The 12536-nt window shown below is 58.6% G+C and carries 11 protein-coding genes and 2 tRNA genes; all 13 read right to left on the reverse strand.

Annotated elements, in window-relative coordinates; genetic code table 11:
* Positions 1-100: 100 nt before the first annotated feature.
* Positions 101-370 carry a 30S ribosomal protein S15 gene (rpsO, locus tag ACPDZI_RS16325; protein WP_005298162.1) on the reverse strand — a complete coding sequence of 90 codons (270 nt, stop codon included), beginning with the start codon at positions 368-370 and terminating at the stop codon, positions 101-103.
* Between the two features lie 144 nt (positions 371-514).
* A complete protein-coding gene (gene truB, locus ACPDZI_RS16330) occupies positions 515-1474 on the reverse strand; it encodes a tRNA pseudouridine(55) synthase TruB (protein ID WP_016351717.1) in 960 nt (319 codons plus the stop codon).
* Position 1475: 1 nt separating this feature from the next.
* Positions 1476-1910, reverse strand: coding sequence for a 30S ribosome-binding factor RbfA (rbfA, locus tag ACPDZI_RS16335; protein ID WP_011707073.1), 435 nt, complete (start codon positions 1908-1910; stop codon positions 1476-1478).
* Between the two features lie 55 nt (positions 1911-1965).
* The gene (infB, locus tag ACPDZI_RS16340) at positions 1966-4659 is read right to left on the reverse strand and encodes a translation initiation factor IF-2 (RefSeq protein WP_016351718.1); all 2694 of its coding nucleotides are present in this window, start codon (positions 4657-4659) and stop codon (positions 1966-1968) included.
* Positions 4660-4679: 20 nt separating this feature from the next.
* Positions 4680-6182: a transcription termination factor NusA gene (gene nusA, locus ACPDZI_RS16345; protein ID WP_011707075.1), complete on the reverse strand. Its 1503-nt coding sequence runs from the start codon at positions 6180-6182 to the stop codon at positions 4680-4682.
* Positions 6183-6196: 14 nt separating this feature from the next.
* Positions 6197-6655 (reverse strand): ribosome maturation factor RimP, encoded by a 459-nt coding sequence (gene rimP / locus ACPDZI_RS16350; protein WP_016351719.1) that lies wholly within the window; start codon positions 6653-6655, stop codon positions 6197-6199.
* Positions 6656-6822: 167 nt separating this feature from the next.
* Positions 6823-6899 (reverse strand) — tRNA-Met (locus ACPDZI_RS16355).
* Between the two features lie 92 nt (positions 6900-6991).
* Positions 6992-7076: transfer RNA gene (locus ACPDZI_RS16360), tRNA-Leu, on the reverse strand.
* Between the two features lie 7 nt (positions 7077-7083).
* Positions 7084-7410 (reverse strand): preprotein translocase subunit SecG, encoded by a 327-nt coding sequence (gene secG, locus ACPDZI_RS16365; RefSeq protein WP_010633113.1) that lies wholly within the window; start codon positions 7408-7410, stop codon positions 7084-7086.
* Positions 7411-8175, reverse strand: a complete 765-nt coding sequence (tpiA, locus tag ACPDZI_RS16370; protein WP_268013542.1) for a triose-phosphate isomerase — start codon at positions 8173-8175, stop codon at positions 7411-7413. It lies immediately after the preceding gene.
* Positions 8176-8306: 131 nt separating this feature from the next.
* A complete protein-coding gene (glmM, locus tag ACPDZI_RS16375) occupies positions 8307-9641 on the reverse strand; it encodes a phosphoglucosamine mutase (RefSeq protein ID WP_268013543.1) in 1335 nt (444 codons plus the stop codon).
* A gap of 17 nt (positions 9642-9658) precedes the next feature.
* A complete protein-coding gene (folP, locus tag ACPDZI_RS16380; RefSeq protein ID WP_438833489.1) occupies positions 9659-10504 on the reverse strand; it encodes a dihydropteroate synthase in 846 nt (281 codons plus the stop codon).
* A gap of 62 nt (positions 10505-10566) precedes the next feature.
* Positions 10567-12516: an ATP-dependent zinc metalloprotease FtsH gene (ftsH, locus tag ACPDZI_RS16385; RefSeq protein WP_011707080.1), complete on the reverse strand. Its 1950-nt coding sequence runs from the start codon at positions 12514-12516 to the stop codon at positions 10567-10569.
* Between the last annotated feature and the right edge of the window lie 20 nt (positions 12517-12536).

A 12536-nucleotide genomic window follows, 5' to 3' on the forward strand; every position in this document is an offset into this window, starting at 1 on the left:
GTAAGCAGCGACACAAATTCTGTGAGGGCGGCAACAGCCTGACGCGCAATAAAAAAGGGGAACCCGGAGGTTCCCCTTTTTCGCGAAATCTGATGGTCGATTAACGACGCAGACCCAGCTTGGCGATCAGAGCAGCGTAACGCTGAACGTCTTTACGCTTCAGGTAGTCCAGCAGCTTACGACGCTGGGAAACCATGCGCAGCAGACCGCGACGACCGTGGTGGTCCTTGGAGTGCTCCTTGAAGTGACCTTGCAGATGGTTGATCTGGGCAGTCAGCAGGGCAACTTGCACTTCGGGGGAGCCAGTGTCGTTGGCGCAACGAGCGTTGTCAGCAACGATTTGAGCTTTGATCTCAGCATTTAGAGACATGGTATTACTCCAGTAGAGTGTTTAAAGGTTCACAGCCAATCTCTAATTCAGCCGTGAAATGAGGGCGGTATCATAATCGTCCCCGTCACTTTACGCAACGGGAAAGAGCCACAACGGCCAACACGCGTCAATACCGCCTGAGGATCACTCCTCGTCGTGTTCGTCGTGATAACGCACCAGACGCTTGGGCGCCACGCGCCCCTCGTCGTCGATCTCGCCCACGCCGATGAACTCGCGCTCCGGACCGACCGTCATGCGCACCTGACCGCTCTGCGGCGCTCCGGCGACCTGCACGGCCTGGCCCTGGTTCACATAGGCGGCCACGGCGGCCAGCATGTTCACCTCGGGCAGGCTTGCCACGGCGGTGTCCATCGGCAGCAGCAGCGGATCCAGCTGCTCGCGCGGCGGAATGCTTTCGGCCTTGGCCTGCTCGAAGATGCACTCGAGCTGTTCCAGGGTCAGCATCCGCTCATAGGGATAGCTGGCCACCTGGGTACGGCGCAACTGGGTGACATGCGCGCCGCAGCCCAGCACCTCGCCCAGATCATCCACCAGAGAGCGGATGTAGGTACCCTTGCTGCAGTGCACCTCCAGCTTGACCTCATCCCCTTCAAAGCTGATGAGCTTGAGCTCGAACACCGTGATGGGACGGGCTTCCCGCTCGATCTCGATGCCTTCACGGGCGTACTCGTAGAGCGGGCGACCGTTGTGCTTGAGGGCGGAGTACATGGACGGCACCTGCATGATGGGGCCGCGGAACTGGTCCAGCGACTCGATCAGGGTACCCACGGCCACGTTCACCGGCCGGGTGGAGACCACCTCGCCATCGGAGTCGCTGGTATTGGTGCGCTCGCCCAGCTTGGCGGTCACCTCGTAGCGCTTGTCCGCTTCCAGCAGATACTGGGAGAACTTGGTGGCTTCGCCGAGGCAGATCGGCAGCATGCCGGTTGCCAGAGGGTCCAGGGCGCCGGTGTGGCCAGCCTTGGCGGCATTGTAGATCCGCTTGACCTTCTGCAACACATCGTTGGAGGTCAGCCCGGTCGGCTTGTCCAGCAGCAGGATACCGTGCACGTCACGGCCCTTGAAACGACGTCTACGAGACATCTCAGGCGTTATCCTCAGTAGTTTCATCCGGCGCGGCATCGTCTTCTTCACGACCGGATTCGGCCATGCGACGCTTGTCTTCACGGATGGTGTTGGTCACCAGGTTGGAAAGACGCATCCCCTCGACCAGGGTCTGGTCGTAGAAGAAACGCAGCTCGGGCACCACGCGCAGACGCATGGCGCTGCCCAGCAGGCTGCGGATGTAGCCAGCGGCTTCCGTCAGCGCCTTGAGCCCTTCCTTGATGCGCTCGGCATCATTTTCCAGCTGCAAGAAGGTGACATACACCTTGGCGTAATTGAGGTCACGGGACACTTCCACATCGGAAACGGTCACCATGCCGATGCGCGGATCCTTGACCTCGCGCTGCAGAATGAGCGCGATTTCACGCTGGATCTGCTGTCCGACCCGACGGGTCCGGCTAAATTCTCTGGCCATATTCTATCCTGCGATAAAAGGGGGCCGCGGCCCCCTATTTAATCTGACTCCAGCCTTACAGAGTCCGTTGAATTTCAACGGTCTCGTAAACTTCGATCTGGTCGCCTTCGCGTACGTCGTTGTAGTTCTTGACCGCGATACCACACTCGTAGCCGTTCTTGACTTCGTTGACGTCATCTTTGAAGCGACGCAGGGATTCCAGCTCGCCTTCATAGATAACCACGTTGTCGCGCAGAACGCGAATGCGGTTGGAACGCTTGACCACACCTTCGGTGACCATACAGCCGGCCACGGCACCAAATTTCGGTGACTTGAACACGCTGCGCACTTCGGCCAGACCGATGATTTCCTGACGGTACTCGGGGGCCAGCATGCCGCTCATGGCCTGCTTCACTTCGTCGATCAGGTCATAGATGACGGAGTAGTAACGCAGATCCAGGCTCTCGGCCTCGATGACCTTGCGTGCAGAGGCATCGGCACGGACGTTGAAGCCCACCAGGATGGCGCTGGACGCGGCAGCCAGGGTAGCGTCGGTCTCGGTGATACCACCCACGCCGGAACCCACGATCTTCACCTTCACTTCGTCGGTGGAGAGCTTGACCAGGGCATCGCAGATCGCTTCCACGGAACCCTGTACGTCGGCCTTGATCACCACGTTCACTTCGGACACTTCGCCCTCGGTCATGTTGGCGAACATGTTTTCCAGCTTGGCCTTCTGCTGGCGAGCCAGCTTGACTTCGCGGAACTTGCCTTGACGGTAGAGCGCCACTTCACGGGCTTTCTTCTCGTCACGCACAACGGTGGCTTCGTCACCGGCAGAGGGAACGCCGGACAGGCCGAGGATTTCCACCGGCAGGGACGGACCCGCTTCCTTGATCTCGCGACCCAGCTCGTCACGCATGGCACGGACACGACCATATTCCAGGCCGCACAGCACGATGTCGCCCTGACGCAGGGTACCTTCTTGTACCAGCACGGTAGCAACCGGACCACGCCCCTTGTCCAGGAAGGACTCGATCACGACGCCGTTGGCCATGCCGTCAACCACCGCTTTCAGCTCCAGCACTTCGGACTGGATCAGGATGGCTTCCAGCAGGTCATCGATGCCCTGGCCGGATTTGGCGGAGACATGGACGAACTGGCAATCGCCACCCCAGTCTTCGGACATGACGTTGTAACGGGCCAGCTCGGTCTTGACGCGATCCGGATCCGCTTCCGGCTTGTCGATCTTGTTGACCGCCACCACCAAGGGAACTTCAGCGGCCTTGGCGTGCTGGATGGCTTCGATGGTTTGCGGCATCACGCCATCATCGGCAGCAACGACCAGCACCACGATATCGGTGGCCTTGGCACCACGAGCACGCATGGAGGTAAACGCCGCGTGACCCGGGGTATCCAGGAAGGTGATCATGCCACTGTCGGTTTCGACGTGGTAAGCACCGATATGCTGGGTAATGCCACCGGCTTCGCCCGCGGCAACCTTGGCTTTACGGATGTAGTCCAGCAGCGAGGTCTTGCCGTGGTCAACGTGACCCATGATGGTCACGACCGGCGCGCGCGGCTTGGCTTCGGAGGTCTCGTCACGATCGGACAGTACCGCCTCTTCCAGCTCGTTCTCGCGACGCAGCACCACCTTGTGACCCATCTCCTCGGCGACCAGCTGAGCGGTCTCCTGGTCGATCACCTGGTTGATGGTGGCCATGGCCCCCATCTTCATCATCACCTTGATGACTTCAACGCCCTTGACGGCCATCTTGTTGGCCAGATCGGCCACAGTGATGGTCTCGCCGATCACCACGTCGCGGTTCACCGCGGCAGCCGGCTTGTTGAAACCGTGCTTCATGGCGTTCGGAGTGGCAACCTTGCCACGCTTGCCTTTGCGAGCACGCGGGTTGCGTGCATCGCGATCGTCTTCGCGACGACCGGCCTTTTTCGGGCCCTTGGCAGCAGCGGCAGTGCGGCGGCTGGTCTCTTCCTTACGATCCAACTCATCTTCAGCCGCCTGGGCGTGCTTGTTGGTGGTCAGATGGTAATCGCTGCTCTCTTTGGCGCGAGCGGCTTCTTCTTCAGCCCAGCGGGCTGCGTTCTGTTCCGCCATGACACGAGCCTCTTCGGCTTTCTTCGCGGCGAGTTCCTCAGCCTTGGTCAAGGCTGCTTGTTCTTGTTGGCGCTTCAGTTCTTCTGCTTCGCGCTTGGCCATCTTTTCTGCCTCTTGCTGAGCTGTGCTACCGGCTGCTTTGGCGGGCTGTTGAGCCTGTCGAGCCTTTTGTTGTGCCTCGATCCGCGCCTTTTCCTCAGCTTCACGACGAGCCTGCTCAGCCTCACGGCGAGCCTTCTCTTCAGCGTCGAGACGGGCCTTCTCTTCGGCCTCGCGACGAGCTTTTTCTTCTGCTTCCAAACGCGCTGTTTCCTCGGCTTCCGCCTGGCGCTGTTCATCTTCCAGCGCCGAACGTCTTACATAGGTGCGAGACTTGCGCACTTCTACCTGCACTTCCTTGTTCTTGCCGCCAGTCCCCTGAACACTGATGGTGCTCTTGGTCTTGCGCTGCAAGGTCATGCGGGCAGGTGCGGCGACCTCGTCACCTCCATGCTGTTTCTTCAGATGGGCCAGCAGTGTCTGTTTCTCAGACTCGCTGACCATGTCGTCGGCCTTGCTCTTGCTGATACCGGCATCGACAAACTGCTGGAGAAGACGATCAACCGGTGTGTCGATGTCAGTGGCAAGTTGTTTGACTGATACTTCTGCCATTCATTTTCCTCCGTTTGATCTTACTCAGACTGCTCTTCTCCGAACCAACAGATATTACGAGCAGCCATAATCAGCTCACCGGCTTTCTCTGCCGTCAGCCCTTCAATATCAGCAAGGTCATCGATGCCTTGCTCTGCCAAATCTTCCAGGGTACCGATGCCGCGAGCGGCCAGTGCGTACGCCATTTCACGGCCAAGGCCGTTCAGATTGAGCAGTTCTTCGGAAGGCTCTACACCTTCAAAGGATTCTTCTTTGGCCAAAGCCTTGGTGGTCAGAGCATCCTTGGCGCGTTTGCGCAGCTCTTCCACCATGTCTTCGTCCAGGCCATCGATGGCCAGCAGCTCGTTGACCGGCACGAAGGCGATCTCTTCCAGAGTGGAGAAACCCTCTTCCATCAACAGGCTGGCGAAATCGTCATCGATGTCCAGAGTGCTGGTGAACAGCGTCAGGATGCGGTCGTTCTCGGCCTGGTGCTTGGCACGCATGTCCTCGACGGTCATCACGTTCAGTTCCCAACCGGTCAGCTGGGAAGCCAGACGCACGTTCTGACCGTTGCGACCGATGGCCTGGGCCAGGTTGGCAGCTTCCACGGCGATATCCATGGTGTGGTTGTCTTCATCAACGATGATGGAGGCCACATCGGCAGGCGCCATGGCATTGATCACGTACTGGGCCGGGTTGTCATCGTACAGCACGATGTCGGCGCGCTCGCCGCTCAGCTCGGCGGAGACCGCCTGAACGCGGGCGCCACGCATGCCGATACAGGCACCGATCGGGTCGATACGACGATCGTTGGTCTTCACCGCGATCTTGGCGCGGGAACCCGGGTCACGGGCTGCACCCATGATTTCGATCATCTCTTCACCGATTTCCGGTACTTCGATGCGGAACAGCTCTTTCAGGAAGTCCGGGCTGGAACGGCTGACGAACAGCTGGGAACCACGGGCTTCCGGACGCACGGCGTAGAGCAGACCACGGATGCGGTCGCCCGGGCGGAAGGTCTCGCGCGGCAGCATGTCGTCGCGGAAGATCACGGCTTCGGCGTTGCTGCCCAGATCCAGGATCACGTTGTCGCGGTTGCTCTTCTTGACCACGCCGCTGATGATGGTGCCTTCCTTGTCCTTGAACTGGTCAACGACCTGGGAACGCTCGGCTTCGCGCACTTTCTGCACGATGACCTGCTTGGCAGTCTGGGTGGTGATGCGGTCGAAGGTGACAGAGTCGATCTGATCTTCAACGTATTCACCGATCTGGATTTCTGGCTGCTCGATCTGGGCAGCTTCCAGGGTAATCTCGGCGTAGGGGTTTTCCATCGCAGCTTGATCTGCAATGACGACCCAGCGGCGATAAGTGTCGTAGTCACCGGTCTTGCGATCGATCTCGACCCGAACTTCAATCTCGCCTTCGTATTTTTTCTTGGTCGCTGTCGCCAACGCGGTTTCCAGAGCCTGGAAAATCTTCTCGCGGGGTACCGCCTTCTCGTTGGAAACTGCGTCAACGACCAGCAAAATCTCTTTATTCATATCCGATAGCCTCGTTAACCAAAGTTCGGCACTATGTTCGCTTTTTGGATATTGGTGAAAGCCAACACTTCGTCCTTACCATCTACCGTCAGGGTGATCATGTCGCCCTGCACGGCTTTGATTACGCCTTTGAACTTGCGGCGGTTGTTTGTTGCCATCCGAAGCGTTACCGCCGCCTCTTGGCCAACGTATTTTTCGAACTGGGCAACCTTGAACAGGGGACGATCCAGACCCGGGGAAGACACCTCGAGGTAATACTCCTCGGTGATGGGATCTTCGACATCCATGATGGCGCCAACCTGATGGCTGACCTCAGCACAGTTCTCGACGCTCACGCCATGCTCGCCGTCGATATAGACGCGCAAGGTGGAGTGTTTACCCGCACGGATAAACTCAATACCCCACAGTTCAAAGCCCAAGGCAACGACAGGAGCCTCGAGCAGATCGGTCAAACGTTGTTCCAACGTAGCCAAAGTCACCCTCCGAAAAAACAAAAAAAGGGCATAAAGCCCAGATAGAAATTGGTTCAGAGTAAATTGCACATAACAAAAAGCCCCGATGTCAAATCGGGGCTTGGCGCTTTACCCTGATTGTCGCCTCGCAGCGACCGCCTTCCTGAGCGTAGGAAATGCGTGAAATTTGGTTGCGGGGGCCGGATTTGAACCGACGACCTTCGGGTTATGAGCCCGACGAGCTACCATGCTGCTCCACCCCGCGTCCGAAATCGTGCGAGATTATAGCCACTTCACCCTCGTCACACAAGACTGACTGGCTATAATACACCCGGTTACCCAGGCTCACTGCTTAATTGGTGCCGTGGGCGGGACTCGAACCCGCACACCCTAGAGCACTACCCCCTCAAGATAGCGTGTCTACCAATTCCACCACCACGGCAAAACTCTTACTCGGGAACGTCAGTGTCTTTCTTGACTGGCGCTTTGCTCTGCTCAACCTGTTGGGTTTGTTGCAGATTTTCCCATTCACTACCCTGTTTGACCTTGTTGCTGGACATAGAGCCGAGCACCAAGCTAATCAAGAAGAACAGAGTAGCCAAAATCGCTGTTGTGCGGGTCAGGAAGCTACCTGAACCACCGGAGCCGAATACGGTATTCGATGCCCCTGCGCCGAAGGAGGCGCCCATGTCAGCCCCTTTACCTTGCTGAATCATCACCAGACCAATCAGAGCCAGTGACACCAGCAGATAAACGACCAAAAGAATCTCGTACATTTAACTTGCACCCTTTGCCGCTTCAACAATTCCTAAAAACGTCTGGTCATCGAGACTTGCTCCACCAATCAGGCCGCCGTCAACGTCGGGCTGGGCAAACAACTCTCTCGCATTGGCCGGCTTTACGCTCCCACCATAGATGATTCTGACTTTCTCACCTATGACCGGAGTATCCTCCGCCAAGCGACCACGTATAAAGGAATGAACCTCTTGTGCCTGCTCGGGTGTGGCGCATTTACCTGTACCTACAGCCCAAATCGGCTCGTAGGCGATGATAGCATTATCGAAAGCCATCGCGCCATTTTTCTCTATGACGATGTCCAGCTCTTCGGCGATCACCTCGAAGGTTCTTCTCGCCTGCCTCGCCGCCCCTGACTCACCCAAACAGAGGATGGGAATCAGACCTGCCGCTCTGGCTGCCGCAAACTTCTCTGCGACGATAAAACTGGTCTCACCAAAGAGACGCCTGCGCTCGGAGTGCCCTACCAGTACGTATCGACACCCTGCCTCGACCAGCATCTGACACGAGATTTCCCCCGTGTAAGCGCCCTGTCTGTGCTGGCTCACATTCTGAGCCCCCAACTTCATTGCCCGCTGCTCACCGAGCAATGCGGCCGTAAAGTCGAGATGCACATGGGATGGACACAAGACCACGTCTACTCGTTCATCAATGCCCTTCAGACACTGACCGGCAAACTGCTCTAACTGCGACCTACTACCGTGTAACTTCCAGTTGGCGGCTACAAACGGCTTGCGATGTCCCATCGGCAACTCCCTTGCGAAAGCGGGGCTGATAATATCCAGAGGATTGTCAGCTGACAAGCGCTATTTTCAAATTTTCGAATCGTTTGAACAAGATACAACCAGGGCGGCTTAAAAGCCGCCCTTTTTGTTCATTAAAACGCCGATTCGACCTGTTGTGCGATGCGTTGGGCCATATCACGCACCTGCTGTTCATGTTCCCCTTCCACCATCACGCGGATCAGGGGTTCAGTGCCGGATTTTCGCAGCAGCACACGACCACGACCAGCCAGCTCCTGTTCCACCTTGGCCACTTCCTGCTGCACGGCGTCAGCCGCCAGCGGATCCTTGCCTTCGGCAAAACGTACATTGACCAGCACCTGCGGGAACTTCTTCATGCCGGAGCGCAGCTTGGCCAGCGGCATCTCGGCGGTGCAAATGGCGGTCAGTACCTGCAGGGCGGCAACGATGCCATCCCCGGTAGTGGTCTGATCCAGGCAGATGATGTGACCGGAGTTCTCGCCGCCGATGCGCCAGCCCTTCTCGTTCATCATCTCCAGCACGTAGCGGTCACCCACCTTGGCGCGGGCGAACGGGATGCCGAGAGTCTGCAGCGCCAGTTCCAGACCCATGTTGGCCATCAGGGTACCCACTACACCGCCCTTGAGGCGACCGTTGCGCAATGCATCGCGGGCAATGATATAGAGGATTTCGTCGCCATCGATGATATAGCCGGTGTTGTCCACCATCACCAGACGGTCGCCATCACCATCGAAGGCCACCCCCAGATCTGCCTTGCACTCCAGCACCTTGGCCGCCAGGGCCTCGGGGGCGGTCGAACCGACACCGTCGTTGATGTTGAGACCATCCGGGCTGCAGCCGATGGCGATCACTTCTGCCCCCAGCTCGCGGAACACGGAAGGCGCAATGTGATAGGTCGCACCATGACCGCAGTCCACCACCATCTTCAACCCTTCCAGGCTCAGATTGGAGGGGAAAGTGCTCTTGCAGAATTCGATGTAACGACCGGCGGCATCGTCGATGCGCAGTGCCTTGCCCAGCTCGGCGGACTCCACGCACTTCAGCTCGTGGTCCAGCTCGGCTTCGATGGCCATCTCGACTTCGTCAGGCAGCTTGGTACCGTCGGCGGAGAAGAACTTGATGCCGTTGTCGTAATAGGGGTTGTGGGAAGCGCTGATGACGATGCCGGCTTCGGCCCGGAAGGTGCGGGTCAGGTAGGCGACGGCCGGGGTGGGCATGGGGCCCATCAGAATGGCCTTGAGACCCGCGGCGGACAGGCCCGCCTCCAGTGCGGACTCCAGCATGTAGCCGGAGATGCGGGTATCCTTGCCGATCAGCACCTTGCGAGTACCCTTCTTGGAGAGCACCTTGCCCGCGGCCCAGCCCAGTTTCATCACGAAATCCGGGGTGATCGGGTATTCACCCACCTTGCCGCGTACACCGTCGGTGCCAAAATACTTTCTTGCCATTGTCTGTTCTCGTTTTTTTATTTGGATATGAAATCTTGTCCCGTCATGACCATCCAGCCGGTACGCAAGGCATCCATGGTCGCTCGCACATCGTGCACCCGAATGATCCGGGCACCACGCTGCATCCCGATGAGCGCACAGGCCAGACTGCCGGCCAGCCGTTCATCAACCGGGCGGCCAAGCAGGTTGCCTATCATAGACTTTCGCGACATACCGACCAAGAGCGGAAGCTGGTAATCGAGCAACTTGTCCTGTTGGGCAAGCAGCTGATAGTTGTGTGCGAGCGTCTTGCCGAAACCGTAACCGGGGTCCAGCAACAACAGCTCCCTCCGAATTCCCGCTGCCAGGCAGGCGGCGATCCGCTCGTCGAAAAAAGCCCTCACCTCCCCCAGCAGATCGTCATAATGCGGCTCTGCCTGCATGGTTCTCGGCTGTCCCTGCATGTGCATCAGGCACACCGGAACGTTGGCAACGGCAGCCGCAGCCAGGGCACCGGGCTCGAGCAGGGCTCGTACGTCGTTGATAAGATGGGCACCCGCCGAGCAGCCTTCCCGCATCACCGCCGCCTTGGAGGTATCCAGGGAGATCATCACCTCCAGCTCGGCGACCATGCGCTCCACCACGGGAATGACTCGGTCCAGTTCCTCCTGCTCGCTCACATCGGGAGCACCGGGACGGGTCGACTCACCACCGATGTCGATGAGGGTTGCCCCCTCCGCCACCATCTGGTGCGCATGGGTCATCGCCCGCTCCAGCTGATTGAAATGACCACCGTCGGAGAAGGAGTCCGGTGTCACATTGAGGATCCCCATGACGTGGGGACGTTCGAGGGAGAGGCTGAGCCCCTTGCTGGTTAGCTGCATCGTTACTTCCGTTGACATAAAGAAAAACCCCGGGGCCAGCCCGGGGTTTGTATCATCACGATTTATTTGGCCGGCAGATCGTTGGCCTTGTCGATATCGACATCAGCCACCTGCTCGGTCTCGGCTACCGCCGGCTTGGCCTCTGCAGCAACCGTGGCACCGCCTTGCGGGGTATCACCGTGCTCATCATGCCAGTTGCTGGGGGCACGCACTTCGCGGCGAGCCATCAGATCGTCGATCTGCTTGGCATCGATGGTCTCGTACTTCATCAGCGCATCTTTCATGCTGTGCAGCACGTCCATGTTGTCCAGCAGGATCTGCTTGGAGCGGGCATAGTTACGATCGATGACCTGCTTGACCTCTGCATCGATGACGCGCGCAGTATCATCGGACATGTGCTTGGCCTTGGCCATGCTGCGACCGAGGAACACCTCGCCATCTTCTTCCGCGTAGAGCATGGGGCCGAGACGCTCGGACATACCCCACTGGGTCACCATCTTGCGGGCGATGTCGGTGGCGCGCTCGATGTCGTTGGACGCACCGGTCGATACCTTCTCGGCACCGTAGATCAGCTCTTCCGCCAGACGACCGCCATACAGGCTGGAGATCATGGACTCCAGATGCTGCTTGGAGTGACTCCAGCGATCCTGCTCCGGCAGGTACATGGTCACACCCAGCGCACGACCGCGTGGAATGATGGAGACCTTGTAGACGGGGTCATGATCCGGCACCAGACGGCCAATGATGGCGTGGCCGGCTTCGTGATAGGCCGTCATCTCCTTCTCGGACTCTTTCATCACCATGGAGCGACGTTCCGCGCCCATCATGATCTTGTCCTTGGCCTTTTCAAACTCGGCCATGGAGACCACACGACGGCTCTCGCGGGCCGAGAACAGGGCGGCTTCGTTGACCAGGTTGGCCAGGTCAGCACCGGAGAAACCGGGGGTGCCGCGGGCAATCAGCGCCGGATTGACGTCATCCGCCAGCGGCACCTTGCGCATGTGCACTTTCAGGATCTGTTCGCGACCACGGACATCCGGCAGACCGACCACGACCTGGCGGTCGAAACGACCCGGACGCAGCAAGGCGGGGTCCAGTACGTCAGGACGGTTGGTGGCGGCGATGACGATGATGCCTTCATTGCCTTCAAAGCCATCCATTTCGACCAGCATCTGGTTCAGGGTCTGTTCACGCTCGTCATGACCACCGCCCAGACCGGCGCCACGCTGGCGACCGACCGCATCGATCTCATCGATGAAGATGATGCAGGGAGAAGACTTCTTCGCCTGTTCGAACATGTCGCGTACCCGGGAGGCACCGACCCCCACGAACATCTCGACGAAATCAGAACCCGAGATAGTGAAGAAAGGCACCTTGGCCTCGCCCGCAATGGCCTTGGCCAGCAGGGTCTTACCGGTACCGGGAGGACCAACCAGCAGCACGCCGGTCGGGATCTTGCCACCCAGTTTCTGGAACTTGCTCGGATCGCGCAGATAGTCGACCAGCTCCTTCACCTCTTCCTTGGCCTCGTCACAGCCAGCCACGTCGGCAAAGGTGGTCTTGATCTGATCTTCACTCATCAGGCGAGCCTTGCTCTTGCCGAACGACATGGCACCCTTGCCACCACCGCCCTGCATTTGACGCATGAAGAAGACCCAGACACCGATCAGCAACAGCATCGGGAACCAGGAGATGAAGATGGACGTCAGCAGAGACGGCTCTTCCGGCTTCTCGCCCATCACTTTGACATTGTGATTGAGCATGTCGTTGAGCAGCTGGGGATCCGGCGCCGGGATGATGGTGGTGAAGCGTTCACCGGTGCGCTTGACGCCATTAATGACCTTGCCATCCATCCGCACTTCACGGATCTGCTCTTGGGTCACTTCTTTAACGAAGCTGGAATAGTCCAGCTGGCGACTGGTGGTATCGCTGGGGCTGAAGCTATTGAACACCGACATCAACACGACGGCGATGACCAGCCACAGGATTAGGTTTTTCGCCATGTCACTCAAATCAGTAACCTCGCAGACTG

This window comes from Aeromonas oralensis, assembly GCF_049665575.1.
Classification (GTDB): domain Bacteria; phylum Pseudomonadota; class Gammaproteobacteria; order Enterobacterales; family Aeromonadaceae; genus Aeromonas; species Aeromonas hydrophila.

Excerpts from the sequence above, each read along its gene's own strand:
- rpsO (WP_005298162.1), bottom strand. The coding sequence starts at position 370 with ATGTCTCTAAATGCTGAGATCAAAGCTCAAATCGTTGCTGACAACGCT.
- truB (WP_016351717.1), bottom strand. The coding sequence starts at position 1,474 with ATGTCTCGTAGACGTCGTTTCAAGGGCCGTGACGTGCACGGTATCCTG.
- rbfA (WP_011707073.1), bottom strand. The coding sequence starts at position 1,910 with ATGGCCAGAGAATTTAGCCGGACCCGTCGGGTCGGACAGCAGATCCAG.
- infB (WP_016351718.1), bottom strand. The coding sequence starts at position 4,659 with ATGGCAGAAGTATCAGTCAAACAACTTGCCACTGACATCGACACACCG.
- nusA (WP_011707075.1), bottom strand. The coding sequence starts at position 6,182 with ATGAATAAAGAGATTTTGCTGGTCGTTGACGCAGTTTCCAACGAGAAG.
- secG (WP_010633113.1), bottom strand. The coding sequence starts at position 7,410 with ATGTACGAGATTCTTTTGGTCGTTTATCTGCTGGTGTCACTGGCTCTG.
- tpiA (WP_268013542.1), bottom strand. The coding sequence starts at position 8,175 with ATGGGACATCGCAAGCCGTTTGTAGCCGCCAACTGGAAGTTACACGGT.
- glmM (WP_268013543.1), bottom strand. The coding sequence starts at position 9,641 with ATGGCAAGAAAGTATTTTGGCACCGACGGTGTACGCGGCAAGGTGGGT.
- folP (WP_438833489.1), bottom strand. The coding sequence starts at position 10,504 with ATGCAGCTAACCAGCAAGGGGCTCAGCCTCTCCCTCGAACGTCCCCAC.